Raw genomic sequence first — 26087 nt, 5'->3', positions numbered from 1 at the left:
CCAGTTTATCGGCGGGTGCGTGCGCCGGCTGTGCGCACCGGCCCCGTCGGGGCGGGTGCGGCCGGCTCCGGGTTCGGCGCGAACCAGGTTCCGATCTCCGCCCCCGCGAGCGCCTCGTCGACGAGATCCGCGCTCGTCACCAGCACGCCGACGCCCGACGCGGCTGCCAGCCGTGCGGCGGAGACCTTCGTCGCAGCGCCCCCGGTCCCGACGCTGTTGACCACGACAGAGCCGAACTCGAAGCCGTGCAGGTCGTCGCCGTGCTCGACGCGGTCGATGGGCCGGGCGCCGGGCTGGTCGGGCGGACGGGTGTAGAGCGCCTCGATGTCGCTCAGGAGCACGAGGGCGTCCGCGCCGATGAGCTCGGCGACGAGGGCCGCGAGGCGGTCGTTGTCGCCGAAGCGGATCTCGTGGGTCGCGACGGTGTCGTTCTCGTTGACGACGGGGAGGATGCGCAGGCTCAGCAGGCGCTCCATGGCGCGGCGCGCGTTGGAGCGGTGGGTCGCGTTCTCGAGGTCGCCTGCGGTGAGCAGCACCTGACCGGCGACGATGCGGAAGGGCCGGAGCGCGTCCTGGTAGCGGTAGATGAGCACGTTCTGACCGACCGCGGCCGCCGCCTGCTGGGTGGCCAGATCGCTCGGCCGCTCGTCGAGCGCGAGGTAGGGCATGCCCGTCGCGATGGCCCCCGACGACACCAGGACGACCTCGGTGCCTCGCCCGTGGGCGGCCGCGAGTGCTTCCACGATCGGCTGGATCTTGCCGGCGTTGTCGCCGCTGATGGACGACGAGCCCACCTTCACCACGACGCGCCGGGCGGAGGGCAGGTCGGCGCGGACCCGAGCGGTCACTCGTCGTCCTCCTCGGCCCACGACGCGCCCGCGAGCCGCTCTGCCTCGAGCTCGGCGCGTGCGTCGGCCTTGGCATCCATCCGCTCGTGGTACTGCTCGCGGCGCTCGGACGTCGTGCGGCGGCCCGAGGCATCCAGTCGCGCATCCGTGCCGCGCGGAGCGGTGATCAGCTCGGCGGTCGAGGTGAGCGACGGGTCCCAGTCGAAGACGACGCCGTCGCCCTCGCCGATCACGACGGTGGCGCCCGGGGTCGCGCCGGCGCGGAAGAGCTCGTCCTCGACGCCGAGCTTGTTGAGGCGGTCGGCGAGGTAGCCGACGGCCTCGTCGTTCTGGAAGTCGGTCTGCTGCACCCAGCGGAGCGGCTTCTCGCCGAGGATGCGGAAGACATCGCCGTAGGTGCCCCCCTCGACGCGGACCCAGAACTCCTTCTCGGAGCCCTTGGGCCGGATGACGATGCGCTCGGGCGCCGGTTTGACGGCCTCATCGGCGCGGTGACGCGTGACGATGTCGCCCAGCGCGAAGGTGAGCGGGCGCAGGCCCTCGTGGCTCACTGTCGAGATATCGAACACGCGGAAGCCGCGGGCCTCCAGGTCGGGGCGCACGAGGTCGGCGAGGTCCTTGGCCTCGGGCACGTCGACCTTGTTGAGCGCGACGAGCTGCGGGCGCTCGAGGAGCGGGACCTGTCCGTCGGGCACCGGGTAGGCCGCGAGCTCGGCGAGGATCACCTCGAGGTCGCTGAGGGGATCGCGCCCCGGGTCGAGGGTCGCGCAGTCGAGGACGTGCACGAGCGCCGTGCACCGCTCGACGTGACGGAGGAACTCGAGGCCGAGCCCGCGGCCCTCGCTCGCGCCTTCGATGAGGCCGGGGACATCGGCGACGGTGAACCGGACGTCGCCGGCCTGCACCACCCCGAGGTTCGGATGCAGCGTCGTGAACGGATAGTCGGCGATCTTCGGACGCGCGGCGGAGATCGCGGCGATGAGGCTGGACTTGCCGGCCGAGGGGTAGCCGACGAGGGCCACGTCCGCGACGGTCTTGAGCTCGAGCTGGACGTCGCCCTCCCAGCCCGGCGTGCCGAGCAGCGCGAAGCCCGGGGCTTTGCGCTTGGGCGATGCGAGCGCCGCGTTGCCGAGGCCGCCGAGGCCGCCCGGCGCGACGACGAAGCGCATGCCGGGCTCGATGAGATCGACGAGCGTCTCGCCGTCCGCGTCCTTCACGACGGTGCCCACCGGGACGGGCAGCTCGAGGGACTCCCCCGCGGCACCCGAGCGGTTGTCGCCCATGCCGAAGCCGCCGTTTCCCGCGTGGCGGTGAGGTGAGTGGTGGTACGAGAGGAGCGTCGTCACCTGGGGGTCGGCGACGAGCACGACATCGCCGCCGTGTCCGCCGTTGCCGCCGTCTGGTCCGGCGAGCGGCTTGAACTTCTCACGGCGCACCGAGACGCAGCCGTTGCCGCCTTTGCCCGCACGGAGGTGCAGTGTGACCCGGTCGACGAAGGTGACCATGGGATCCTCTCCTGGTTCGTGCGGGGGAAAGACAGCGAGGGGCGAGCCGAAGCCCGCCCCTCGCGAAAGACCGCCTGCTGAGCCGGTGGCTGAGCCGGTGGAAGCCTACTCCGCGGCCGCGACGATGTTGACGACCTTGCGGCCGCCCTTCTGGCCGAATTGGACGGCGCCGGCCGACAGCGCGAACAGCGTGTCGTCGCCACCGCGGCCGACGTTGGCGCCGGGGTGGAAGTGCGTGCCGCGCTGGCGGACGAGGATCTCGCCCGCGCTGACGACCTGGCCGCCGAAGCGCTTCACGCCGAGTCGCTGGGCGTTGGAGTCACGACCGTTACGAGTGGAGCTTGCGCCCTTTTTGTGTGCCATCTCTGCGCCTCTTCCTGGACTTACTTGATGCCGGTGATCTTGACGCGCGTGAGGTCCTGACGGTGACCCTGGCGCTTCTTGTAGCCGGTCTTGTTCTTGAACTTCTGGATCACGATCTTCGGGCCGCGCTCCTCACCGAGGACCTCGGCGGTGACGACGACCTGCGAGAGCTTGTCGGCGTCCGTCGTCACGGCGTCGCCGTCGACGAGCAGCACCGCGGGGAGCTCGATCTTGTCGCCGACCTTGGCCGCCTGGCGGTCGAGGACGACGACCGTGCCGACCTGGACCTTCTCCTGCCGGCCGCCGGCGCGCACAACTGCGTAAACCACTTCACACCTTGTTTCTTCTTGGAGCGCACGCGCTCGGATGTCACGAAAGACGCGGTGCGGATGTCTCGACGCACCAAAGGACTACTTTACCGGATGCCGCGGCAAACCCCAAAAGCGCGGAGGGTCGTGTCGCCGCCGGGCGTGCATAGGATCGGGACGTGGCGATCCTCATCGACGATCCGCGCTGGCCGGCGCACGGTCGACTCTGGGCCCATCTGGTGTCAGACGACAACCTCGATGAGCTCCACGCGTTCGCTGCGGCGAACGGCATCCCCCGCCGCGGCTTCGATCTGGACCACTACGACGTGCCGGAAGACGCGCATGCACGGCTCGTCGCCGCCGGCGCGCGTCACGTCGACGGCCGCACGCTCGTTCGCGCGCTCATCGCCTCCGGACTGCGCGTCACGGGACGTCAGCGCCGCCGCCCCTGAGGGCTCGGGAACGAACGCCCCGGGCCCCGAGGGCAGGCGGCGCCGATCACTCGGCCTACTCGCCCTGCGCGGGCAGGTGCGGCACGGGCGTCCCGGTGAGCGCCGCCGTCGTCACGCGGCGCCGCGACCGGCCCTGGCCCGGCGCCTTCGGCTCGGGGAGGGCGTTCAGCACCGAGTCGAGGAGGATGTCCTTCTCGGTCTTCGGCTTCTTCGACTCGCCGCGCTTCGTGCGGGGCTTCTTCGGCCGCTCGGCCGGCTGCTCGAGCGGCAGCTCGACCGCCGCGGGAGCCTCCGGCTGGGCGTCCGCCGGCACCTCTTCATGATGGTGGATCGTGGATGCCGCGATCTGGGCGAGCGCGGACTTCACGCCCTCCGTGATGACGTGGGTTCCGTTGGCGGGTGCCGGCGATGAGCTCGCCCGCGGCCGGCGGCCGCCCTGCGGTCCGGCCGCAGCGGCACCGCGGTGCTTCACGACGGGGTCGTGGTGCACGATGACGCCGCGACCGGCGCAGACCTCGCACGCCTCGCTGAACGTCTCGAGGAGGCCGAGGCCGAGCTTCTTGCGCGTCATCTGCACGAGGCCGAGCGACGTCACCTCGGCGACCTGGTGCTTGGTGCGGTCTCGGCTCAGGCACTCGACCAGGCGACGCAGCACGAGGTCGCGGTTGGACTCGAGCACCATGTCGATGAAGTCGACGACGATGATGCCGCCGATGTCACGCAGGCGCAGCTGCCGCACGATCTCCTCGGCGGCCTCGAGGTTGTTCTTCGTCACCGTCTCCTCGAGGTTGCCGCCGGAGCCGACGAACTTGCCCGTGTTGACGTCGATCACCGTCATTGCCTCGGTGCGGTCGATGACCAGAGAGCCGCCCGAGGGGAGCCACACCTTGCGGTCCAGTGCCTTCTCGATCTGCTCGGTGATCCGGAAATCGTCGAACGGGTCGCCGTCGTTCTCGTAGGCCTCGACGCGCTCGAGGAGGTCGGGGGCGACGCTCGCGAGGTAGCTCGAGATCGTGTGGTGCGCGTCCTCGCCCTGGATGAGCATCTTCGAGAAGTCCTCGTTGAAGACGTCCCGGACGATCTTGACGAGAAGGTCCGGCTCGGAGTGCAGCAGCGACGGCGCCTGGATCGTCTCCACCTGCTTGGAGATGTGCTCCCACTGGTTGGTGAGCCGATGCACGTCGCGGGTCAGCTGATCCTCGGTGGCGCCCTCGGCGGCCGTGCGCACGATGACGCCCGACGATTCCGGGAGCACCTCCTTGAGGATGCGCTTGAGGCGCGCGCGCTCTGTGTCGGGGAGCTTGCGCGAGATGCCGTTCATCGCGCCGCCCGGAACGTACACCAGATAGCGGCCGGGCAGTGAGATCTGGCTCGTGAGCCGGGCGCCCTTGTGGCCGACGGGGTCCTTCGTCACCTGGACGAGGACCCTGTCGCCGGTCTTCAGCGCGAGCTCGATGCGCCGGGGCTGGTTGCCGGTCTCGACGGCGTCCCAGTCCACCTCGCCCGAGTAGAGCACGGCGTTGCGGCCCCGCCCGATGTCGACGAACGCGGCCTCCATGCTCGGCAGGACGTTCTGCACGCGCCCGAGATACACGTTCCCGATGAGCGAGGCGTCCTGATTGCGTGCGACGTAGTGCTCGACGAGCACGTTGTCCTCCAGCACGGCGATCTGGATGCGCCCGTTCTTCGACCGGACGATCATGACGCGGTCGACGGCCTCACGACGGGCGAGGAACTCGGCTTCGGTGACGACGGCGCGTCGCCGGCCCGCCTCGCGGCCGTCACGGCGGCGCTGCTTCTTCGCCTCGAGGCGCGTCGAGCCCTTGATGCGCTGCGGCTCGGTGATGAGCTCCACTGCCCGCTGACGCGGGTGCGAGGGCTTCTCGGGGGCGGTGTCCGAACCGGTGTCGGATGCCTCGTCCCGGCCTTCTCCGCCGCGCCGGCGGCTGCGTCGGCGGGACGAGGTGCCGGCGCCCTCCTCCGCGACGGGCTGCTGCTGCTGACCCGCACGCGGGGGCAGCACCGTGATCTCGGGCGCGTAGAAGTGGAGCTGGGTCGAGACGGCCGACACGAACACCTCCGGCAGGAGACCGAGGCTCACCGCCGTGAGGGTCTCGGGCTCGGCGTCCGACCCTCCGACGCGCTCCGGGACCGCGGGCGCGGCGGAGTCCGTCGGCTCGTCACCGGCGGGCTCGGCCGGGGCCGCAGCATCCTGAACCGGTTCGCCGGCCGGAGCGGGCTCCGGCTCGCTCGCGTCGTCTTCCGTGCCCTGGGGCTCTTCGCCGCCCTCGACCTCGACGAGCTCGACCGACTCGATCGCGGCCGCCAGCTCGTCGCGGGCAGCCTCTGACGGCTCCGGCGCTAGCGGAGCGTCCGTCTCGGGCTGGGGGTCGAAGGGTGCGTTGTTCTCATCTGCCATCACCGGCGTACTCCCTGCGGGGCGACACCGCGCGTCGCCCGGCGAAATCTCGTGCGGCGCCGCACCTGCGGTGCCGCGAACTCACTCGGTCTGCAGTGGGACCCGGCTCGCCGGCGGGGGCTCTCACTGCGAAGGGCGCTCGTCGCCCTGAAGTCTTCTGTGATGCGCAGGCGGCGCGGCCGCGACGCATCGACCACCATTATCGCACTTTCCCCCGGCGATTGCGTGGCAGCCCGATGCGCGGGTCTCCCGCGGCGGCGGGACGCGGCATCCGCACAGTGCTGGATGCCATAATCCGGAGCATGCCATCGGCCCAGTCGCACACCCGTCCCACGGCGATGGCCGTCTGGCTCGTGATCGCCGGAGTCATCGGCTGGTGGGCCGCCTTCTCGCTCACGATGGAGAAGTTCCACGCGCTGATGAACCCGGGCGAGGCGGCCTCGTGCGACTTCAGCCCGCTGGTGCAGTGCACCAAGAACCTCGACTCGGCCCAGGGCAGCGTCTTCGGCTTCCCGAACCCGATCCTCGGCCTCGCCGGATGGGTCGCGCCGATCGTCGTCGGGATGGCGATCCTCGCGGGCGCGCGCTTCGCACGCTGGTTCTGGCTCTGCTTCTGGGTGGGGATCGCGTTCGCGTTCGGCTTCGTCATCTGGCTGATCAGCCAGAGCATCTTCGTGCTCGGCACCCTCTGCCCATGGTGCATGGTGACGTGGGTCGTGACGATCCCGACCTTCTACGTCGTCACGATCCACCTGTTCCGAGCCGGGATCGTTCCGGTCTCCGACCGGGTGCGCCGCGGCGCGGCGAAGCTCATGGGCTGGGTGCCGCTTCTGGCGATCGTCAGCTACGCGATCGTCGCCATCCTGGCGCAGGTGCGGCTGGACGTGCTCGGCGCGCTGTTCTAGACCACGGATGCCGTGGCCGGGCCGTCAGAACCAACGCGGCCGGCCGTCAGAACCAGATGGAGAGCTCGCGCTGCGCCGACTCGACGGAGTCCGAGCCGTGCACGAGGTTCTGCTGCACCTTGAGGCCCCAGTCGCGGCCGAGGTCGCCGCGGATCGTGCCGGGAGCGGCCGTCGTCGGATCGGTCGTGCCCGCGAGCGAGCGGAAGCCCTCGATCACCCGGTTGCCCGCCAGGCGGATCGCCACCGACGGCCCCGACATCATGAACTCGAGGAGCGGCTCGTAGAACGGCTTGCCCTCGTGCTCGGCGTAGTGCTTCTCGAGCGTCTCCCGGTCGGGCTCGACCAAGCGGATGTCGACGAGCGAGTAGCCCTTCGCTTCGATGCGGGCGAGGATCTGGCCCGTCAGCCCGCGGGCGACGCCGTCCGGCTTGACGAGGACGAGGGTCTCTTCGGTGGCCATGTCAGTCTCCGTTCGCGTTCTCGGCCTCGGCGGCCAGACGGGCGTTGCGCCTGTCGAGCGACGCCCCCTTGATCGTCGCATACGCCCACATGCCGCCGAAAATCAGGGCGATGAGGGCGAGCGCCGGGAGGACGAACGCCGCGAGGAGGAGCACCGCCTGCAGCGCCCAGCCCAGGACGATGCCCCAGCGGTACCGCAGCACGCCCGCCGTCACGAGCATGAGGGCGGCAAGCGCCGCGCCGCCGGCGATCCCCCACCACGCGGGGATCGTCGGCGGGAGCGCCTGCAGCCCGAAGACGGCCAGGCCCCCGAGGAAGACGATGAGGGACTCGAAGACCAGCACGATCGAGCCGAGCGACTCGGCCGCTCCGCGCGGCCGGCGCCCTCGGCGGGGGGCCTCGGCGGACGCGGTCACGCGGACCAGCCCGACTTCCAGTCCTCGGCCGCGGCGAGGGCGAGCGCCTCGCCGGCGAGCACGACCGACCCCGCGATGACGACGGCGCGCCGGTCGGATGCCGCGGCCCACTCCCGCGCGGCGTTGGAGGCGTCTGCGATGTCCCCGTGGACGGTGACGGGAAGGCCCGCGACCTCGGCCAGATCCGCGATGCGGTCGGCGTCGTTCGCCCTGTCGGAGGCCGGCGCCGTCGCGAAGACGTGCGTCGCGAGAGGCGCGAGAGCCGCGACGATCCCCGCGGCATCCTTGTCGGCGAGGATGCCGAGCACGACGCCCCACTCGTCGAAGTCGAACGACTCGCGCAGCGCCTCGACGAGCGCCCGCGCCCCGTGCGGGTTGTGCGCCGCGTCGACGAGCACCGTGGGACTCACGCCGACGAGCTGCAGGCGGCCGGGAGAGGTCGTCTGCCCGAGGCCCTCGGCGAGGACCTCGCCGGTGATCGGCTGCGCTCCCCCGCCGATGAGCGACTCGACGGCGGCGATCGCGAGCGCGGCGTTGAAGCCCTGGTGCCCGCCGTACAGGGGCACGTACTCGTCCTCGTACACGCCCGCGAGACCGCGCACCGTGATCGCCTGGCCGCCGACGGCCAGCCGGCCCTCGGCGAGCGCGAAGTCCTGGCCCTCGAAGGCGATCGTCGCACCCTTCGCCGCCGCCGCGGCGCGCAGCACCGACTCCGCCGCGGGGTCCTGGCGCGACGACACGACGGCCGCGCCGTCCTTGATGATCCCGGCCTTCACCGAGGCGATCTCGCCGATCGTCTCGCCGAGACGGTCGGCGTGGTCCAGATCGATGGGCGCGATGACGGCGACGTCTCCGTCGGCGGTGTTCGTCGAATCCCAGGAGCCGCCCATCCCGACCTCGACCACCGCGACATCCACCGGCGCGTCGGCGAACGCGACGAACGCGAGCACCGTGAGCAGCTCGAAGAACGTCAGAGGCGCATCGCCTGCAGCCTCGAGCTCTGCGTCGACCAGTCCGATGAAGGGCTCGACCTCGTCCCACGCGTCCGCGATCGCCGCGTCCGCGATGGGCTCTCCGTCGATCATGATCCGCTCCGTGAAGCGCTCGAGGTGCGGACTCGTGAACAGGCCCGTCCTCAGTCCGTGCGCCCGTACGAGGCTCTCGATCATCCGGCTCGTCGACGTCTTGCCGTTCGTGCCCGTGACGTGCACGACGCGGTACGTGCGCTGCGGGTCGTCGAGCAGCTCGAGCACGCGCCGCGTGCGCTCGACGCGCGGCTGCACCCACCGCTCCCCCTGACGCAGCAGGAGGGCGCTGTAGACCGCGTCGGCGCGCTCGCGATCACTCATGCGGATGCCTCGACCTTCGTCACGGCCACGCGGAAGCCGCCGCGATTGGCGAAGTCTCCCGCCGCATGCTCGCGCACCAGGTCGCTCGTCCCCGACGCGCCCGCAAGCACCGCTCCGTCGGCGAGGAGTGTCCCGCCGTCGGGCCCCAGCACGGCGTAATCCAGCGCCAGGGTCTCGCCCGCGACATCCGCATCGGCGAACGCGGAGGCCACCGCGCGCGCGTCCGCCTCGTCGTCGAAGGAGAGCCGCAGATCGATGCGGTCGCTCACGTCGAAGCCGGCCGCCTTGCGGGTGTCCTGCACGGCGCGGATGACGTCGCGCGCCAGGCCCTCCGCCTCGAGCTCGGCGGTCGTCTCGGTGTCGAGCAGCACGAAGCCGCCGTCGGCGAGGAGGGCGATGGCCGTTCCCTCGCCGACCCCGCCCGCCTCGAGCGCGAGCTCGTACTCACCCTCCTGGAGCGCCACGCCGTCGACGACGACGGAGCCGTCGACCTCTTCCCAGACCCCAGCGCGCGCCCCGGCGATGACGTGCTGCACCTGCTTGCCGAGCCTCGGACCCGCCGCCCGCGCGTTGATGCTCAGCCGTCGTGTGATGCCGTAGCGCTCGGCCACGTCGTCATCCAGCTCGACGAGCTCCACCGCCTTCACGTTGAGCTCGTCGCGCAGGATGTCGTCGAAGGGCGCGAGGGACGCGGCATCCGGAACCACCACGGTCAGGCGCGGAAGCGGCAGACGCACGCGCTTGCCCACCTTCTTGCGCAGGGCGTTCGCCACGCTGGATGCCTCGCGCACGGCGTCCATCGCGGATCGGATGTCGTCCGCGGCGGGGAAGGCGCCGGCATCCGGCCAGTCCTCGAGGTGCACGCTCCGCCCGCCGGTGAGGTCCTGCCAGATGCGCTCCGACACGAGCGGGATGAGGGGCGCCGCGACGCGCGTCAGCGTCTCGAGCACCGTGTAGAGCGTGTCGAACGCCTCGGTCGACCGCGGATCCTCGGTCACGCCGACCCAGAAGCGGTCGCGCGAGCGACGGATGTACCAGTTGGTCAGCGCCTCCGCGAAATCGCGGAGTTTCGCCGCGGCCATCGTCGAGTCCAGGACATCGAGGTCGGCGGCCACGTCGCGCACCAGATCGCCCGTGAGGGCGAGGATGTGCCGGTCGAGCACGTCGGTGGAATCCGTCCGCCAGGATGCCTCGTACCCGCTCGCCCCGACGCCGCTCGTGCGCACGCGCGCGGCGTTCGCGTAGGTGGCGAAGAAGTACCACGCGTTCCACAGGGGCAGGAGGAACTCGCGGACGCCGGCGCGGATCCCCTCCTCGGTCACGACGAGATTGCCGCCGCGGAGCACCGAGCTCGCCATCAGGAACCAGCGCATGGCGTCGGAGCCGTCGCGGTCGAACACCTCGCTCACGTCGGGGTAGTTCTGCAGGGACTTCGACATCTTCAGGCCGTCGCTGCCGAGGACGATGCCGTGGCAGGACACGCCCGTGAACGCGGGACGGTCGAAGAGTGCCGTCGACAGGACGTGCATGACGTAGAACCAGCCGCGCGTCTGGCCGATGTACTCCACGATGAAGTCGGCCGGGGCGTGCGCCTCGAACCACTCGTGGTTCTCGAACGGGTAGTGCACCTGCGCATAGGGCATGGATGCCGAGTCGAACCAGACGTCGAGGACGTCGTCGATGCGGCGCATCGTCGAGAGCCCCGACGGATCGTCGGGGTTCGGGCGGGTCAGGTCGTCGATGAAGGGCCGGTGCAGGTCGACGGCGCCCTCGGCGTTGCGCGGCAGGCGGCCGAAGTCGCGCTCCAGCTCCTCGAGCGACCCGTACACGTCGACGCGCGGGTATTCGGGGTTGTCGCTCTTCCACACCGGGATGGGCGAGCCCCAGTAGCGGTTGCGGCTGATCGACCAGTCCCGCGCGCCCTCGAGCCACTTGCCGAACTGGCCGTGCTTGACGTTCTCGGGCACCCACGTGATCTGCTCGTTGCCGGCGAGCATCCGGTCCTTGATCGCCGTGACACGGACGAACCAGCTCGAGACGGCCTTGTAGATGAGGGGATTCCGGCAGCGCCAGCAGTGCGGATACGAGTGCTCGTAGCTCGCCTCCCGCAGGAGCCGCCCCGCGTCGCGCAGCAGGCGGATGAGCGGCCGGTTGGCATCCATCCAGAGCTCGCCCGCGACCTCCGTCACCTGCGGCAGGAACCGGCCTCCGTCGTCGAGGCTCATGATGAGAGGGATGCCGGCGGCCTCGGTGATCCGCTGGTCGTCCTCGCCGTACGCCGGAGCCTGGTGCACGATGCCGGTGCCGTCGGCCGTGGTGACGTAGTCGTCGACCAGGATGCGCCAGGCGTTCTGGGTGCCCCAGGTCGCAGCATCCGCGTAGTGGTCGAACAGCCGGTCGTAGGTGACGTCGGCGAGCTCGCTGCCCAGGACCGTCTGCACGACGGCCTCCCTCGCGAACTCGGCCGTCTCGTAGCCGAGGTCCTTCGCGTAGCCGGCGAGCAGCTCCTCCGCGAGGAGGTACCGGTGGGCGGTCGCCTCGAGAGGGTCGTCGCCGGGACGGATGTCGGCGGCGCCGTTCGGTCCGCCGGGTACGACGACGTACCGGATGTCGGGACCGACGGCGAGCGCGAGGTTCGTCGGGAGGGTCCAGGGCGTCGTCGTCCAGGCCAGCGCCCGGACGGCGGTGAGGCCGAGCGCCTCGGCCTTCGCACCGGTGAGCGGGAAGGTGACGGTGACCGACGGGTCCTGGCGCATCTTGTAGACGTCGTCGTCCATGCGCAGCTCGTGGCTGGACAGCGGGGTCTGGTCGCGCCAGCAGTACGGCAGCACACGGTATCCCTCGTAGGCGAGACCCTTTTCGTGGAGCGTCTTGAACGCCCACAGCACCGACTCCATGTAGTTCGTGTCGAGCGTCCTGTACCCGCGCTCGAAGTCGACCCAGCGTGCCTGGCGGGTGACGTAGTCCTCCCACTCGCGCGTGTACTCGAGCACCGACTCGCGGGCCTTCGCGTTGAAGGTCGCGACGCCCATCGCCTCGATCTCGTCCTTCTCCGTGATGCCGAGCTGCTTCATAGCCTCGAGCTCCGCCGGAAGGCCGTGCGTGTCCCAGCCGAAGACGCGGTCGACCTTCTTGCCGCGCATCGTCTGGAAGCGCGGGAACAGGTCCTTCGCGTAGCCGGTGAGCAGGTGACCGTAGTGCGGGAGTCCGTTGGCGAACGGCGGGCCGTCGTAGAAGACCCACTCCTCGGCGCCCTCGCGGTGAGCGATGGAGGCCCGGAACGTGTCGTCCCGCGCCCAGAACGCGAGCGTCTCGCGCTCGATGTCGGGAAAGCGCGGGCTCGGGGTGACCGGCACCTGGCCCGAGGACGTCGAAGCGTCAGCGGCAGGTCCGAACGCGGAGGGGCGGGGGTAGGCCATCGTCTCGTCTCGCAGGGTCTCGTCTTGTCGGCTTCTGCCGGGACGACACTCCCCGGACCCCTGGTCCGGTCGCACCGCGGTACCACCCTGCATTGACGGATGCCTCGGCATCCATCCCCTCTCACAGCGGCTGTGACGGGCCTGACCCGCTCGGTTCTAGTGAGGACGTGGGTCCCGTTCTTCCGAGAGCTCCCCGGTGATGGCCGGATCGATGCTGATGGCTCGATTCTACCGGGCGCGCGCAAGCCCGGGCGGAGACGGCGCGGGGCGGGGAATGCCGCAGCGCCGGTCCCGGTTTCTGGACTCGTGCCAAGATCTATGTCCGTGACTTCCGCTCCCCCCGCTCCCACCCCTGTCCCCGACTCCGTCACGCCCGCGCGCCGCGTCGCCTGGGCGTCCATGATCGGCACATCGCTGGAGTCCTTCGACTTCTACGTCTACGCGTACTTCGCCGCGTTCTTCGTCGGGCCGCTGTTCTTCGACCCGTTGGGCGATGTCGGCAAGACGCTCGCCGCCCTCGCCACGATCGCCCTCGCGTTCGTCGTGCGTCCCATCGGCGCCGTCATCTTCGGGCACATGGGCGACCGCCTCGGCCGCCGCGCGACGCTCCTGTGGACCATCGCGATCATGGGCGTGGCGACGGGCCTCATCGGAGTGCTTCCGACGTACGCGCAGGCCGGCTGGATAGGCGCGGCGCTCCTTCTCGTCCTGCGCATCGCGCAGGGCCTGTCGCTGGGCGGCGAGTGGGGCGGCTCGATCCTTCTCGCCACCGAGCACTCCGGTCCGGTCAAGCGGGCGTTCTACGCCGCGATCCCGCAGCTCGGCTCTCCCGTCGGCTCGATCCTCTCGGCAACCGTCTTCCTCGTGATGGTGAGCGTGCTGCCTCCCGAGGAGCTCGCGGCGTGGGGCTGGCGCATCCCGTTCCTGATCGCCTTCCCGCTCCTGCTGGTCTCCCTGTACCTGCGGCTGTCGATCGACGAGACGCCGGTGTTCGAGAACGTCGTGGCGACCGGACGCCGCGACCGCGTGCCGTTCCTCACGATGTTCCGCCTGCGACCGGTCGCGATCGTCATCGCGATCGGCGCGGCCCTCCTCGGCATCGGGTCGTACTCCCTCATGAACACCTACACGATCAACTACGGCGCGGAGCAGCTGGGCTTCAGCTTCCAGGCGCTGCTGATCGCGACGACGATCGGCGCGCTCCTGCAGCTCGTGACGATCCCGCTCTTCGGGGCATGGGCGACGCGGATCGGCTCGGCCAGGGTCGTGCTGTGGGGCGCCCTCGGAACGCTCCTCATCACCTTCCCGATGTACTGGCTGCTGCAGTTCGCGACGTTCCCCATCCTCATCGCGACGATGATCATCGGCGGCATCCTCCCGACGATGTCGTGGGCGGCGCTCGGCGGACTCATGAACGACCTCTTCCCCGACCACTTCCGCTACTCGGCGCTGTCGATCGCGTACGCCCTCGCCGCGACCGTGAGCGGCTTCGTGCCGCTCGTGACCGCCTGGCTCGGCGCCGAGACGGACTTCGCATGGTGGCACCCCGGCATCGTGCTCGCGATCCTCTCCGCGCTCACCCTGGTATCGGCCTGGGCGGCGGCGCGCCGCCGGCCGGAACCGGAGCAGGGGTGATGGCGAGGCCCCGCGGGCCGCTGCCGCCTCGCATCTCGGCGCCCGACCTTCCGGACCCGCTCGAGGCCGTACGCGGCCTCGCACGTCACGCCGACCTGCTCGGCGCGCGGGTCGAGGACCTCGCGGAGGAGGTGGATGCCGCGCACGCGCGCCTCTCGGAGTGCGCCGTGGCCGAGGCATCCGTCTCCCGCCTCGACCTGACCGGCGCGTCGCTGACGGACGTCCTCTTCGACGGCCTTCGGGCGACGGAGGTCGTCGCCCGGGACGCGCGCTGGCGGAACGTCCTGGTGACGGAGGGCCGCATCGGCACGCTCGACCTCTCCGGGGCGGAGCTCGACAGTGTCGAGCTGCGCGGCCTGCGCATCGACTACCTCTCGCTGCGCGGGGCGCGTCTGGCCGACGTTCTCCTCACTGGCTGCTCGATCGGCACGCTCGACCTGCCTCTCGCGACGGTGTCGCGCACGGCGTTCGCCGACTCCCGAGCCGATGAAGTCGAGACCGACGGGCTCCGCGCCGAGCACCTCGACCTGCGGGGCCTCGAGGCGCTGGCCTTCACCCGTCCCGAGTCGCTGCGTGGCGCCACGCTGTCCTCGCGCCAGGCGGAGCTGTTCGCCTCCGCCTTCGCGGCCGCCCTCGGCATCGAGGTGCAGGACTGACCCGCGCCGGCTCTCGACCCTTCCCCTCGTCCCCTCCCCTCAGCGCTTCCCCTCGTCCCTTCCCCTCGTCCCTTCCCCTCGTCCCTTCCCCTCGTCCCTGCATCCCCCCGGACGAGCGGAGGAGATTCACCAAGGGGAGGGACTTTCGCCGGCCCCGAGGCATCCCCTCCTCGTTTCTCCTCCCCTGCTCGGGCCGACGGGAGGAGTGAACGGACCAGGACGCCCGCACGTCACGCTGCCTTGTGGAGTCCCTGAGCGACCGCCCGCATGATGAGGTCTTGGACCTCGGGCCACCGGTTGACGACCTGGTCGTAGCCGACCCTGATGGGGTGGAATCCCGCCAGCATGAGGGCCGCGTCGTGTGCGATGTCGCTCGTGCGCTGCTCGCCGACGTGGTGACCGCCGTCGATCTGGAGGACGAGTCGCTCACCGATCAGGAAGTCGACGCGATGGCCGGCGATCCATGCCTGCGGGATGATGGGGAGGCCCAGCCACCGGAGCCGCGGTGGGACGAACGTCTCGAGACCGGAGTCCGCGAACGGGTTCGCCTCGTCGAGCAGGGCCCTGGCGGTCGAGGACAGGCGCATCCGCGAGAGGGTCGGCTTGTCGACCAGACCCTTGCGGAGGGCGGACTCCCACACAGCAAGCGCCTCGTCGTGGGGCCGGCACGTGGCGATCAGCGCGAGCGTGTTCTCTATCGGATCGACCAGCGCCTCCGGCGAACGTGGAACAAGCGGCTTTCCCCAGTGCACGACGGTGCCGTCGGGAACGTCGACGCGGCCTCGTGATGACGGCGCGCCGACGTGGACTTCTCCGGCACGAAGCACCCACAGCCCCAGCCGCTGCGCCTGCGTCACGCAGGTGAGGACGACGCCTCCCTTCGCCGCGCGCACGACGGTCTGGTCGGCATCCGGGGTGACCAGCCAATACCGTCGCACGCGCGTGAGCAGCTGGGCGTGGACGGCGGCGTCGATGACCCACTGCGAATGCCCCTGCGCGCGGGCGGTCGAGCTTCGAAGGATGCCGCCCGCCGCGCTCACCGCTGCCAGGAGGAATTGCACTCGGTTGTCGAGCTTCATCCGCCCATGCTCCTGGTGGCCGCGGCACGCAACAGGCGGCACGGCAACTCCCGGGGTCTCGGGCCCGGATCGGCCACCTGGGTAGGACGCGGCGCTCCTCCTCCCCCCCACCCCGCCCGGGCGCACGGAGGACGCGGCGCTCCTCCCCTCGCACAGGCGTACGGAGGAGAACCGACGGTCGGATGCCTCCGAACAGCCATCGGCTCCTCCCCCGGCCGAATCTCCTCCCCCCGCTCCGGGGCACGGAGGACGCGACGCTCCTCCCCCCGCTCCGGGGTAGGGAGGACGCGACGCTCCTCCCCTCGCTCGGGGGCACGGAGGACGCGGCGCTCCTCCCCTCGCACAGGCGCACGGAGGACGCGACGCTCCTCCCCTCGCTCCGGGGCACGGAGGACGCGACGCTCCTCCCCTGGCCCGGGCGCAGGACAGGGAGGACGCCCGGGGGCCGCGCGGATCGACCGACCACGCCGGACGCGCGGGGAACGGGTTGCGGGCGGCCGGTAGAATCGACCCACATCCCACACTCAGGCACGCTCACACAGTGCCGCACATATCGCCCGAGGAGACCCCCATGGCCGACGCGCTGATTCCGGACAAGCCCGCACTCGAGGGTCTCGAAGACAAGTGGGATGCCTCGTGGCGGGAGCGCGGAACCTACCTGTTCGATCGCGCCCGGGCCGCCCAGGTGGGTCGTGAGGGGATCTACTCGGTCGACACTCCCCCGCCGACGGCCTCGGGCAGCCTCCACATCGGACACGTCTTCAGCTACACGCACACCGACGTCAAGGTGCGTTTCGAGCGCATGCGCGGCAAGACCGTCTTCTACCCGATGGGCTGGGACGACAACGGCCTGCCCACGGAGCGCCGCGTCCAGAACTACTACGGCGTGCGCTGCGACCCGAGCCTTCCGTATGTCCCCGACTTCACGCCTCCCTACGAGGGCGGCGACAACAAGAGCAGCAAGGCCTCCGACCAGGTGCCGATCAGCCGCCGCAACTTCATCGAGCTGTGCGAGAGGCTCACGGTCGAGGACGAGAAGCACTTCGAGGAGCTGTGGCGCAGGCTCGGCCTGAGCGTCGACTGGACGCAGACGTACCGCACGATCTCCGACGACACGATCCGCACGAGCCAGCTGGCCTTCCTGCGCAACCTGGAGCGCGGAGAGGCGTTCCAGGATCTCGCGCCCACCCTGTGGGACATCGACTTCCGCACCGCCGTCGCGCAGGCCGAACTCGAGGATCGCGACCAGCCCGCGGCGTTCCACCGCGTGGCGTTCCACAAGTCCGACGGCTCCGGCGACGTGCACATCGAGACGACGCGTCCGGAACTGCTCGCCGCCTGCGTGGCCCTCGTGGCCCACCCCGACGACGAGCGCTACCAGGAGCTCTTCGGGACGACCGTGCGCACCCCGATCTTCGACGTGGAGGTCCCGGTCCTCGCGCACGCCCTGGCCCAGCAGGACAAGGGCTCCGGCATCGCGATGATCTGCACCTTCGGCGATGTGACCGACATCGTCTGGTGGCGCGAGCTCGGTCTTCCCAACCGCACCATCCTCGGACAGGACGGCCGGGTGCTCGCCGATGCGCCTGATGTGATCGTGACGGATGCCGCGAAGGCGGCGTATGCCGAGATCGTCGGCAAGACCGTCTTCAGCGCCAAGAAGCGGATCGTCGAGCTGCTGCAGGAGTCGGGCGAGCTCGTGGGCGACCCGAAGCCGTTCACGCACACGGTGAAGTTCTACGAGAAGGGCGACCGTCCGCTCGAGATCGTGTCCACGCGTCAGTGGTACATCCGCAACGGCGCCCGCGACGAGGCTCTGCGCGAGCGGCTGATCGCGCTCGGACGGAGCATGTCGTGGCATCCCGACTTCATGCGCGTGCGTTTCGAGAACTGGACGAACGGCCTCACCGGCGACTGGCTCGTCTCCCGACAGCGCTTCTTCGGCGTGCCGATCCCCGTCTGGTACGGCCTCGACGAGAACGGCGAGCGCGACTACGACCGCGTGCTCGTGCCGTCGCCCGAGCAGCTGCCGGTCGATCCGACGACCGACGTGCCACCGGGGTACGGATCCGATCAGCGTGGTGCGCCGGGTGGCTTCGAGGGCGAGAAGGACATCTTCGACACGTGGGCGACCTCCTCGCTCACGCCCCAGCTCGCGGGAGGCTGGGAGCGCGACGAGGAGCTGTGGAGGCTGGTCGCTCCCTTCGACCTGCGCCCCCAGGGGCAGGACATCATCCGCACGTGGCTGTTCTCGACGCTCCTGCGCAGCGCGCTCGAGGACGGGACCGCGCCATGGACGGATGCCGCGATCTCGGGCTTCATCGTCGACCCCGACCGCAAGAAAATGTCGAAGTCGAAGGGCAACGTCGTGACGCCCGCCGACATCCTCGTCCAGCACGGCTCGGACGCCGTCCGCTACTGGGCGGCCTCCAGCCGCCTCGGCACGGACGCCGCCTTCGACCCCCAGAACCCGACGCAGATCAAGATCGGCCGCCGGCTCGCGATCAAGGTGCTGAACGCGGCGAAGTTCGTGCTGTCCTTCCCCGTGCCCGAGGGTGCGGAGGTGACGCACGCGCTGGATGCCTCGATGCTCGCCACCCTCGACGGCGTCGTGCGCGATGCGACCAAGGCCCTCGATGCCTACGATCACGCCCGGGCCCTCGAGATCGCGGAGTCGTTCTTCTGGACGTTCTGCGACGACTACCTCGAGCTCGTGAAGGAGCGCGCCTACAACCAGGCGGATGTGGGGCAGGCCTCGGCGGCGCTGGCGCTGCGGATCGCGCTCGAGACGCTCCTGCGGCTGTTCGCGCCCGTCCTCGCCTTCGCTGCGGAGGAGGCGTGGTCGTGGTTCCACGACGACTCGGTGCACGTCGCCGACTGGCCGGAGCCGTCCGGCATCGACGGCGACCCGGACGTGCTCGCGGCGGCCAGCGAGGCGCTCATTGGCATCCGCCGAGCCAAGACGGAGGCGAAGGCCTCGCAGAAGACCCCCGTCGCATCGCTGACGCTGCGGGCCGACGACCGCACGCTCGCCGCGCTGCGTCTTGCGGAGGGCGATCTGAAGGCGGTCGGCCGCATCGAGCGCCTGGAGCTGCGCGACGGATCGAACGAACTGGCTGTCGACGACGTCGAGTTCGCCGAACAGGAGGCATGAGATGCAGCTGGGAACACGTTGGACTTCGGGCGACGAGCCGCCGGCCGCCGTGCCGGAGGCGCTCGCGCGCGGCGTGCGCGGCGTCGACGGGGCGACGCCGAACGACGAGCTCGGTCAGCCCCGGCCGCGCTGGACCCTCACCTGGCTCGAGGGGCGGCCGATCGCGGAACTGGACACCGGGGTCATCGTGACGCTCGACGCTGACGGCGAACCCGTCGTGCGCCACGACGACGACACGAGCTTCGGCGGCCACTGACCGCGCGTCTCCTGCTGGGCGCCTCGCACGATCGGGAGGGCGCCTGCGGCGTCAGTCGGTGTACGGGTCGCCGGCTTCCGCGCCGGCCCTGCGCGTGCCGACGAGGAGAAGGTGCGCGCCGCAGACCGTCGCGAGAAGGATGAAGACGCCTGCCGTCACGAACGGCAGCCGGAGCGAGGTCTGGGCCACCCAGCCGCCCAGGATCGTCGCCACCGAGAACATCCCCCACGTGCACGTGCGGATGATGCCGAGCACGCGGCCGAAGAGTCGAGGCGGCACGATCTGCTGACGCAGCGCGCCCCACGGCACATTCCACACCGAGATCGAGAAGGCGCCGAACGCATAGGCGATGGCGGCCGACCACACCTCGGGCATGACGCCCGTCAGTCCGAGGCCCACCGCCGCCCCGATGTTGGCGCCCAGCATGACGCCGCCGCGGCCGAACCGCGCGACGAGCCGCGGGGCGACGAGCGAACCGCCGAGCGCGCCGACGCCGATCCCCGCGGTGACGAAGCCGATCGCATAGGGCTGCACACCCAGCTCGTCGAGGAAGTAGAGGATGGTGGCGGCCTGGGCGAACGACAGCGCGCTGCCGACGAGTGCCGTGTAGATCGTCATCGCCCGCAGGTACCGGTGGTGCCACAGGTAGGCGACGGCCTCGCCCGCGCTCGTCGCGGAGCGCGACGGCGGGGCGGGCACGGGTTCGGCGATCGGTCCGGCCGACGCGACATCCGGAGCCCCGGCATCCTGCACTCGCTCTTCGTTCAGCGCACGCGCCGCCGAGAGCGGCAGCAGCAGCGCGAGCACGATGGGCACGATGTATCCGGCCGATCCGATCCAGAGCGGCAGCGCGAGCGAGACGGCGAACAGCACGCCGGCGATCGGCTGCGCGATGAACATGTCGATGGTCACCTGCGCCGCCTGCATCCGGCCGTTCGCGCGATCGAGCTGCGATCGCCGGACGACGCCCGGGATGACGGCGTTCGTCGCGTTGTCGAAGAGCGTCTCGCCGAGGCCGAAGATCAGCGTGCCGAGGAAGAGCGCCCAGAGCTCGAGACCCCCGGTGACCGTCAGGATCGCCAGCCACAGCGCGACACCGCCCCGGATGGTGTTCGCGACGGCCATCACGATGCGGCGGTCGAACCGGTCGACGATCATCCCCGCCGGCAGCCCGAACACGAGCCACGGCAGGAAGGCGAGAGCCCCGATCACCGAGATGGCGAGGGGATCCCGGGTCAGCGTCGTCGCGATGAGGGGAACCGCCGTGCGTCCCAGGCCGTCGGCGAGATTGCTGAACGCGGCGGCGGTCCACAGCTTCCCGAAGTCGCGACCGAGCGGGGGCGTGCGTCCCCGCTCGGCGGCCGACTCTTCCGTCGCCTCGGAATGGATGGTCATCGCGGCATGATGCCGATCGCGCCGAGTGCCTGCGCGCGGCTGCGGGCGGCGTCGTGCGCGGTGGCCGCAACGGGCACCGCGACCGAGCGGCGCTGTACGCGGTGGGCCACGAACGCGTCGAGAGCGGATGCCGCGCGCAGCAGCGCCCGGTCGATCGGCGTGGTGGGAATCCGGTGCGAGGTCACGGCGGTCATGACTGATCCTCCAAGTCGGGGAGGGGGAAGACGTCGGCACGGATGGTCACGGGCCGGACCTCGTCCCCGGTCTGATTTCGGTACTTGTCCACGGCCTCGTCGATCAAGGCCATGATGCTGCGGGTCAGCTCGGCGCTCTGCTCCGGAGTGAGGCGGGCGGTCGCGGTGGAGATCATGCTGGCCTCCTGCCAGGGACCCTTCTCCTCTCCCAGGCTCCGGTCCATGAAGCGCAGGAGCTGCTCCTGGCGGAGCTGGAAGAACTCGTTCATGACGATCTGGGTCGCCGCCCGTCCGGCCGGCGTCTTGACCGCTTCGCCGTTGGCGAAGGACACGCCCCCGACCGGCCGCTCCCACCAGCGTTCGCGCGCCGATCCGCGCCCGCTCACCTCGCGGATGAGGTCGTGCTTGGCCAGGGCCCTCAAGTGGTAGCTCGTCGACCCGCTCGACTCGCCCAGACGCTCCGCGAGCGAACTGGCCGTCTGCGGACCGTACTGGCTGAGGATGTCGTAGATGCGGACCCGGAGCGGGTGCGCCAGCGCCCGCAGTGCGCCGCTGTCGAGCACGCGATCCTGAGCGTGGCGGTCCTCCACGCGCTCGGCCGTCGAGGGGGTGCGCTCCGTCTCGTCCATACCTGCACGGTACAACCGCAAAGAGATGTTTGCAACACTTGTTTTGCATAACCTTGTTTGCAAACGATCCTGGGCACGGGCACCGCCGATCACTAGGCTGAGTGCATGGCGAACCCGCTCCTGTCCTCCAGCACGCTCCCCTATCAGCTTCCCGACTACGCGGCGATCCGACCTGAGCACTACCTCCCGGCGTTCGAGGAGGCCTTCGCTCAGCAGCGCGCCGAGATCTCCGCCATCACGCGCGTGCGCTCGATGCCGACCTTCGAGAACACCATGGTCCCGCTCGAGTCCAGCGGACAGCTCCTCGGGCAGACCTCGCGCACCTTCTACACGGTGTCGTCGGCGGATGCGACGCCTGAGATACAGGAGATCGAAGAGACGCTCGCGCCGCTGATGTCGGCTCACCACGACTCGATCCAACTCGACAGCCGGCTCTACTGGCGGATCAAGACGCTGCACGAGCAGCTCGACGGCCTCGGTCTCGAGCCCGAGCAGCGCTACCTCGTCGAGCGGCACTACCGCGAGATGACGCAGGCCGGCGCAGGCCTCGACGACGAGGCGAAGGCGCGCCTCACGGAGATCAACCAGCGCCTGTCGACGCTGACGACGACCTTCGAGAAGAACCTGCTCAACGACACGAACGACCTCGCAGTGGTCTTCGACGAGGCCGCCGACCTCGACGGACTGCAGGAAGGCGAGCTGTCGGCCGCCGCGCAGGCCGCAGCCGACCGGGGCCTCGAGGGCAAGTACGTGGTGACCCTCACGCTGTTCACGGGGCATCCGTACCTCGCCAGCCTCACGAATCGCGAGAGCCGCAAGCGGATCATGGATGCCTCGCGCTCACGTGGATCCCGCGGCAACCAGCACGACAACCGCGATGTCCTGCGCGAGATCGTCCGGCTGCGGGCCGAGCGCGCAGCGCTCCTGGGCTATGCGTCGCACGCCGCCTTCGTCACGGCGGACGAGACCGCGGGCTCGCCCGAGGCCGTGCACGATCTCCTGCGGAGGCTCGCCGTCCCCGCCGCCCGCAACGCCAGGCGCGAGCAGGAGGCACTTCAGGCGATCATCGACAGCGAGGCGGAGCCGTTCGAGCTCGAAGCCCACGACTGGGCGTTCTACACCGAGAAGGTCCGCCAGGCCGAGTACGACCTCGACCGCGCGGCCCTCCGTCCGTGGTTCGAGGCCGAGCGCGTCCTGCGCGACGGCGTCTTCCACGCGGCGACCGAGCTCTACGGCGTCACTTTCACCGAGCGCACGGATCTCGGCGCCTACCACCCGGAGGCGCGCGTCTTCGAGGTCCACAACGCCGACGGGTCGGCGCTGGGACTGTACGTCCTCGACCTCTACACGCGGGACACGAAGCGCGGCGGCGCCTGGATGAACTCGATCGTCTCGCAGTCGCGCCTACGCGGCACGAGCCCCGTCGTCGTCAACAACCTCAACGTGCCCAAGCCCGCTTCCGGCAAGCCGACGCTCCTGAGCCTCGATGAGGTGACGACGCTCTTCCATGAGTTCGGTCACGCTCTGCACGGACTCTTCGCGACCGTCACGTATCCCCACTTCGCGGGCACGAACGTGTTCCGTGACTTCGTCGAGTTCCCCAGTCAGGTCAACGAGATGTGGATCTACTGGCCGGAGGTGCTGTCGAAGTATGCACGCCACATCGACACCGACGAGCCGCTGCCGGCGGAAGTCATCAAGAAGCTCGAGGCCTCAGAAACCTTCAACCAGGGCTTCGCGACGAGCGAGTACCTCGCCGCGTCATGGATCGACCAGGCGTGGCATTCGCTCGGCCAGGACGAAGCCGCTCAGAAGCTCGACGTCGCGCGGTTCGAGGCATCCGCCCTCGCCGACATCGGCCTCGACAACCCCGTCGTCCCGACGCGGTACTCGTCGACGTACTTCGCCCACGTCTTCTCCGGCGGGTACAGCGCCGGCTACTACTCCTACATCTGGAGCGAGGTGCTCGACGCCGACACCGTCGAGTGGTTCCGCGAGAACGGGGGCCTGCGCCGGGCCAACGGCGACCGCTTCCGCGAGCGGCTGCTCGGCGTCGGCGGCTCGAAGGATCCGCTCGAGGCCTACCGCGACTTCCGCGGGCGGGATGCCGAGATACAGCCGCTTCTCGAGCGCCGAGGTCTCGCCGCCTGACGACCGCCCTCGGCGAGCTCGTACCGGGTGGCGGACGGGAAGGGCTACGCCCCTCCCGTCGCGTTCGGAGGCTGTGCGGACTCCCTTCCTCCACGCACGGCGGCCAGGGCATCCCGCGTCCGCGCGAACGTGCGCACCTCGATGTTCGCCAGGGCGCTCACGGTGGTTCCCGTGGCGCGGTCGTGGCGGCTCGTGAAGGCGACGCCGTGATCCCCGCCCGCCATCACCAGTGTGTCGTCTTCGAGCCAGATGCCGCGCCCGTAGCCCAGCCCGTCGCCCGCATCCTCCGTCGCGCGCTCGGTGGCGAGCGCGACGAGACGTTCCTCCACGAGGCGACCGTCGACGAGCGCGCGCCAGAAGCGGTGAATGTCGCCGGCCGTCGAGTGGGCTCCGCCATCTCCTGAGCCGAGGACCGGGAGCGCGAAGACGTTCGAGCGCCCGTCGTCCTTGTACCCCGTCGCGGTGCCGGGCGGGAGCAGATCGGAGCGCGCGAATCCGGATGCCGTCATCCCCGCCGGCTGGAAGACCCGCTGGTCCACGAGCTCGGCGAACGGGACGCCTGATGCACGCTCGGCGAGAAGCGCGAGCACCACGTACCCGCCGTTGCAGTACGAGAACGCTCCCCCGCGGCGAACTTCGTCGGGAAGCCGTCCAGCACGGCGAGGTATGCGGGAGTCGACTCCAGCTCCTGCACGGGCACCGTCATGGGCGCGAGTGCGTCGACCTCTTCGTCCAGGTAGTCGCCGATGCCCGATGTGTGCGTGAGGAGGTGATCGACGGTCACGTCATCCGCGATCAGCGACAGGTCATCGCGCAGCCAGTGACGGACACGGTCGTCCAAGCTCAGCGATCCATCGCCGACGAGCGAGAGCACCGTGACGGCCGTGAACGTCTTGGTTCCGCTCGCCAGGCCGAACCTGGTGCGAGGCGTGTTCGGCGCACCGGCGACGCGATCGGCGAGGCCGACCGCCCACTCCCCCAGGACGGCGTCGCCCTGCCGCACGCTGAACACACCGCAGAAGTCGGACAGGTCGGCTCGGGGTGCTCCATATCGCGACCCTATCGGCCCCGATGCGGGGCGGGTTGCCGTCAGGCGCTCTTGCGCTTGTGCCTGAGCACGAGCGTGGGCGCGGCGCCCTCGTCGACGGCGGCACGCGTGACGATGACCTTGTCGACGTCTTCGGCGGAGGGGATCTCGAACATGATCGGTCCGAGGACGTCCTCGAGGATCGCGCGCAGACCTCGCGCGCCCGTCTTGCGCGCGACGGCGAGGTCGGCGATCGCCTCGAGCGCGTCGCGCTCGAACTCGAGCTCGACGCCATCGAGCTCGAACATGCGCTGGTACTGCTTCACGAGCGCGTTCTTGGGCTCGACGAGGATCTCCATCAGAGCCTGCTGATCGAGTGGCGACACGGATGCCACGACGGGAAGCCGCCCGATGAACTCGGGGATGAGACCGAACTTGTGCAGGTCCTCCGGCTGGACCTCACTGAACAGGTCGAGATCCTGGCCCTTGTCGTGCAGCGGGGCGCCGAACCCGATGCCGTGCTTGCCGACACGGGTCGAGACGATGTCTTCGAGGCCCGCGAAGGCGCCGGCGACGATGAACAGGACATTCGTCGTGTCGATCTGGATGAACTCCTGATGCGGGTGCTTGCGGCCGCCCTGGGGCGGGACCGAGGCGACCGTGCCCTCGAGGATCTTCAGCAGCGCCTGCTGCACTCCCTCGCCCGACACGTCACGCGTGATGGAGGGGTTCTCGGCCTTGCGCGCGATCTTGTCGACCTCGTCGATGTAGATGATGCCCGTCTCGGCGCGCTTGGTGTCGAAGTCGGCTGCCTGGATGAGCTTGAGGAGGATGTTCTCGACGTCCTCGCCTACGTAGCCGGCCTCCGTGAGCGCCGTCGCGTCGGCCACGGCGAACGGGACGTTGAGGCGCTTCGCGAGGGTCTGCGCGAGGTAGGTCTTGCCGCAGCCGGTGGGGCCGATCAGCAGGATGTTGCTCTTGGCGATCTCCACCTCGTCGGCGCGCTGCTCGGCGGGCTGAAGGGTGCCGTGCGCGCGGATGCGCTTGTAGTGGTTGTACACCGCGACCGAGAGCGCCCGCTTCGCAGGCTCCTGGCCGACGACGTACTCCTCGAGGAAGGAGAAGATCTCCCGCGGCTTGGGGAGGTCGAAGTCCGACACGACCCCCGCGCCCTGCTCTGCCGCACGCTCCTCGATGATCTCGTTGCACAGCTCGACGCACTCGTCGCAGATGTAGACGCCCGGGCCCGCGATGAGCTGCTGGACCTGCTTCTGGCTCTTTCCGCAGAAGGAGCACTTGAACAGGTCGGCGCTCTCACCGATGCGGGCCATCTGGCTCTCCTCCTTGCGGGCCGGCCGATGCCGGCTGATGTCGAGCCTAACCGTTGCGGCCGACAAGCGGCGGCATTGCGACACGCAATGTGGAGCACGATCCGCCGTGTTCCGCCCGCGGCGGAACCATCCGCACG

Annotated in this window: 22 protein-coding genes and 1 pseudogene; 7 read left to right on the top strand and 16 right to left on the bottom strand. The window is 70.2% G+C overall.

What is annotated here, in order from left to right:
- Positions 1-5 precede the first annotated feature (5 nt).
- The 4 genes from proB to rplU form a co-directional block, all read right to left on the bottom strand.
- Entirely contained in the window at positions 6-848 is an 843-nt protein-coding gene (gene proB, locus EV279_RS11450; protein ID WP_133543584.1) for a glutamate 5-kinase, read from the bottom strand.
- Entirely contained in the window at positions 845-2353 is a 1509-nt protein-coding gene (obgE, locus tag EV279_RS11445) for a GTPase ObgE (RefSeq protein ID WP_133543582.1), read from the bottom strand. The genes proB and obgE overlap by 4 nt, the downstream gene beginning before the upstream one ends.
- 105 nt (positions 2354-2458) lie before the next feature.
- Positions 2459-2716: a 50S ribosomal protein L27 gene (gene rpmA, locus EV279_RS11440; protein WP_133543580.1), complete on the bottom strand. Its 258-nt coding sequence runs from the start codon at positions 2714-2716 to the stop codon at positions 2459-2461.
- 20 nt (positions 2717-2736) lie between these two features.
- On the bottom strand, positions 2737-3045 hold the full coding sequence (rplU, locus tag EV279_RS11435; RefSeq protein ID WP_166644512.1) for a 50S ribosomal protein L21: 309 nt from the start codon (positions 3043-3045) through the stop codon (positions 2737-2739).
- 158 nt (positions 3046-3203) lie between these two features.
- On the opposite strand from rplU, the gene EV279_RS11430 reads away from it, so the two are divergent.
- Positions 3204-3476 carry a DUF4031 domain-containing protein gene (locus tag EV279_RS11430; RefSeq protein WP_133543578.1) on the top strand — a complete coding sequence of 91 codons (273 nt, stop codon included), beginning with the start codon at positions 3204-3206 and terminating at the stop codon, positions 3474-3476.
- Between the two features lie 55 nt (positions 3477-3531).
- Here the strand turns inward: EV279_RS11430 and EV279_RS11425 are convergent, their stop codons facing one another.
- A complete protein-coding gene (locus EV279_RS11425) occupies positions 3532-5895 on the bottom strand; it encodes an Rne/Rng family ribonuclease (protein WP_133543576.1) in 2364 nt (787 codons plus the stop codon).
- 302 nt (positions 5896-6197) lie between these two features.
- Between EV279_RS11425 and EV279_RS11420 the strand changes: the two genes are divergently transcribed.
- Positions 6198-6800: a vitamin K epoxide reductase family protein gene (locus EV279_RS11420; RefSeq protein WP_133543574.1), complete on the top strand. Its 603-nt coding sequence runs from the start codon at positions 6198-6200 to the stop codon at positions 6798-6800.
- A 46-nt stretch (positions 6801-6846) separates the two neighbouring features.
- Here EV279_RS11420 and ndk read toward each other — a convergent pair whose 3' ends face one another.
- From ndk to ileS, 4 genes are read right to left on the bottom strand one after another with little or no spacing between them, the layout of a single operon-like run.
- Positions 6847-7260: a nucleoside-diphosphate kinase gene (gene ndk, locus EV279_RS11415; RefSeq protein ID WP_133543572.1), complete on the bottom strand. Its 414-nt coding sequence runs from the start codon at positions 7258-7260 to the stop codon at positions 6847-6849.
- A 1-nt stretch (position 7261) separates the two neighbouring features.
- The gene (locus EV279_RS11410) at positions 7262-7675 is read right to left on the bottom strand and encodes a DUF4233 domain-containing protein (RefSeq protein ID WP_347876857.1); all 414 of its coding nucleotides are present in this window, start codon (positions 7673-7675) and stop codon (positions 7262-7264) included.
- Positions 7672-9024, bottom strand: coding sequence for a folylpolyglutamate synthase/dihydrofolate synthase family protein (locus tag EV279_RS11405; RefSeq protein ID WP_133543570.1), 1353 nt, complete (start codon positions 9022-9024; stop codon positions 7672-7674). The genes EV279_RS11410 and EV279_RS11405 overlap by 4 nt, the downstream gene beginning before the upstream one ends.
- Positions 9021-12443, bottom strand: coding sequence for an isoleucine--tRNA ligase (gene ileS / locus EV279_RS11400; RefSeq protein ID WP_133543568.1), 3423 nt, complete (start codon positions 12441-12443; stop codon positions 9021-9023). Before ileS ends, EV279_RS11405 begins: the two co-directional genes overlap by 4 nt.
- 318 nt (positions 12444-12761) lie before the next feature.
- Here ileS and EV279_RS11395 point away from each other — a divergent pair, with 318 nt between their 5' ends.
- Together EV279_RS11395 and EV279_RS11390 are read left to right on the top strand one after the other, a co-directional pair.
- Complete coding sequence (locus tag EV279_RS11395) at positions 12762-14078, top strand: MFS transporter (protein ID WP_133543566.1); 1317 nt, start codon at positions 12762-12764, stop codon at positions 14076-14078.
- Positions 14078-14734: a pentapeptide repeat-containing protein gene (locus EV279_RS11390; protein ID WP_133543564.1), complete on the top strand. Its 657-nt coding sequence runs from the start codon at positions 14078-14080 to the stop codon at positions 14732-14734. The genes EV279_RS11395 and EV279_RS11390 overlap by 1 nt, the downstream gene beginning before the upstream one ends.
- A 230-nt stretch (positions 14735-14964) precedes the next feature.
- Here EV279_RS11390 and EV279_RS16845 read toward each other — a convergent pair whose 3' ends face one another.
- The gene (locus tag EV279_RS16845) at positions 14965-15813 is read right to left on the bottom strand and encodes a DUF559 domain-containing protein (protein ID WP_166644511.1); all 849 of its coding nucleotides are present in this window, start codon (positions 15811-15813) and stop codon (positions 14965-14967) included.
- A gap of 571 nt (positions 15814-16384) precedes the next feature.
- On the opposite strand from EV279_RS16845, the gene valS reads away from it, so the two are divergent.
- Both valS and EV279_RS11375 read left to right on the top strand, forming a co-directional pair.
- Entirely contained in the window at positions 16385-18967 is a 2583-nt protein-coding gene (valS, locus tag EV279_RS11380; protein WP_133543562.1) for a valine--tRNA ligase, read from the top strand.
- Between the two features lies 1 nt (position 18968).
- On the top strand, positions 18969-19223 hold the full coding sequence (locus tag EV279_RS11375; RefSeq protein ID WP_133543560.1) for a hypothetical protein: 255 nt from the start codon (positions 18969-18971) through the stop codon (positions 19221-19223).
- Positions 19224-19274: 51 nt separating this feature from the next.
- On the opposite strand, the gene EV279_RS11370 is transcribed toward EV279_RS11375, so the two are convergent.
- Genes EV279_RS11370 through EV279_RS11360 form a run of 3 tightly spaced genes read right to left on the bottom strand, consistent with a single transcriptional unit; the run spans position 19275 to position 21441 of the window.
- Positions 19275-20618, bottom strand: coding sequence for an MFS transporter (locus tag EV279_RS11370; protein WP_133543558.1), 1344 nt, complete (start codon positions 20616-20618; stop codon positions 19275-19277).
- Positions 20615-20812, bottom strand: a complete 198-nt coding sequence (locus EV279_RS11365; protein ID WP_133543556.1) for a hypothetical protein — start codon at positions 20810-20812, stop codon at positions 20615-20617. The genes EV279_RS11370 and EV279_RS11365 overlap by 4 nt, the downstream gene beginning before the upstream one ends.
- Positions 20809-21441, bottom strand: coding sequence for a helix-turn-helix domain-containing protein (locus tag EV279_RS11360; protein WP_133543554.1), 633 nt, complete (start codon positions 21439-21441; stop codon positions 20809-20811). Before EV279_RS11360 ends, EV279_RS11365 begins: the two co-directional genes overlap by 4 nt.
- A gap of 105 nt (positions 21442-21546) precedes the next feature.
- On the opposite strand from EV279_RS11360, the gene EV279_RS11355 reads away from it, so the two are divergent.
- A complete protein-coding gene (locus tag EV279_RS11355) occupies positions 21547-23592 on the top strand; it encodes a M3 family metallopeptidase (RefSeq protein WP_133543552.1) in 2046 nt (681 codons plus the stop codon).
- Between the two features lie 44 nt (positions 23593-23636).
- Here EV279_RS11355 and EV279_RS11350 read toward each other — a convergent pair whose 3' ends face one another.
- From EV279_RS11350 to clpX, 3 genes and pseudogenes are all read right to left on the bottom strand, one after another.
- The gene (locus EV279_RS11350; protein ID WP_279526929.1) at positions 23637-24260 is read right to left on the bottom strand and encodes a serine hydrolase; all 624 of its coding nucleotides are present in this window, start codon (positions 24258-24260) and stop codon (positions 23637-23639) included.
- A gap of 104 nt (positions 24261-24364) precedes the next feature.
- Positions 24365-24595 (bottom strand): annotated as a pseudogene (locus EV279_RS17145) (serine hydrolase domain-containing protein); the annotation flags it as partial.
- 86 nt (positions 24596-24681) lie between these two features.
- Positions 24682-25950: an ATP-dependent Clp protease ATP-binding subunit ClpX gene (clpX, locus tag EV279_RS11345; protein WP_133543550.1), complete on the bottom strand. Its 1269-nt coding sequence runs from the start codon at positions 25948-25950 to the stop codon at positions 24682-24684.
- Between the last annotated feature and the right edge of the window lie 137 nt (positions 25951-26087).

Origin of the sequence: Microbacterium sp. BK668 (assembly GCF_004362195.1) — a bacterium.
In the GTDB taxonomy this organism is placed as follows: domain Bacteria; phylum Actinomycetota; class Actinomycetes; order Actinomycetales; family Microbacteriaceae; genus Microbacterium.
This window is presented reverse-complemented; position numbering and strand designations above follow the sequence as displayed.

Coding starts and splice junctions, on each gene's coding strand:
- clpX (WP_133543550.1), bottom strand. CDS start 25,950: ATGGCCCGCATCGGTGAGAGCGCCGACCTGTTCAAGTGCTCCTTCTGC.
- obgE (WP_133543582.1), bottom strand. CDS start 2,353: ATGGTCACCTTCGTCGACCGGGTCACACTGCACCTCCGTGCGGGCAAA.
- valS (WP_133543562.1), top strand. CDS start 16,385: ATGGCCGACGCGCTGATTCCGGACAAGCCCGCACTCGAGGGTCTCGAA.
- ndk (WP_133543572.1), bottom strand. CDS start 7,260: ATGGCCACCGAAGAGACCCTCGTCCTCGTCAAGCCGGACGGCGTCGCC.
- EV279_RS11395 (WP_133543566.1), top strand. CDS start 12,762: ATGTCCGTGACTTCCGCTCCCCCCGCTCCCACCCCTGTCCCCGACTCC.
- EV279_RS11370 (WP_133543558.1), bottom strand. CDS start 20,618: ATGACCATCCATTCCGAGGCGACGGAAGAGTCGGCCGCCGAGCGGGGA.
- EV279_RS16845 (WP_166644511.1), bottom strand. CDS start 15,813: ATGAAGCTCGACAACCGAGTGCAATTCCTCCTGGCAGCGGTGAGCGCG.
- EV279_RS11420 (WP_133543574.1), top strand. CDS start 6,198: ATGCCATCGGCCCAGTCGCACACCCGTCCCACGGCGATGGCCGTCTGG.
- EV279_RS11360 (WP_133543554.1), bottom strand. CDS start 21,441: ATGGACGAGACGGAGCGCACCCCCTCGACGGCCGAGCGCGTGGAGGAC.
- EV279_RS11365 (WP_133543556.1), bottom strand. CDS start 20,812: ATGACCGCCGTGACCTCGCACCGGATTCCCACCACGCCGATCGACCGG.
- EV279_RS11405 (WP_133543570.1), bottom strand. CDS start 9,024: ATGAGTGATCGCGAGCGCGCCGACGCGGTCTACAGCGCCCTCCTGCTG.
- EV279_RS11390 (WP_133543564.1), top strand. CDS start 14,078: ATGGCGAGGCCCCGCGGGCCGCTGCCGCCTCGCATCTCGGCGCCCGAC.
- EV279_RS11355 (WP_133543552.1), top strand. CDS start 21,547: ATGGCGAACCCGCTCCTGTCCTCCAGCACGCTCCCCTATCAGCTTCCC.
- rpmA (WP_133543580.1), bottom strand. CDS start 2,716: ATGGCACACAAAAAGGGCGCAAGCTCCACTCGTAACGGTCGTGACTCC.
- ileS (WP_133543568.1), bottom strand. CDS start 12,443: ATGGCCTACCCCCGCCCCTCCGCGTTCGGACCTGCCGCTGACGCTTCG.
- EV279_RS11375 (WP_133543560.1), top strand. CDS start 18,969: ATGCAGCTGGGAACACGTTGGACTTCGGGCGACGAGCCGCCGGCCGCC.
- EV279_RS11425 (WP_133543576.1), bottom strand. CDS start 5,895: ATGGCAGATGAGAACAACGCACCCTTCGACCCCCAGCCCGAGACGGAC.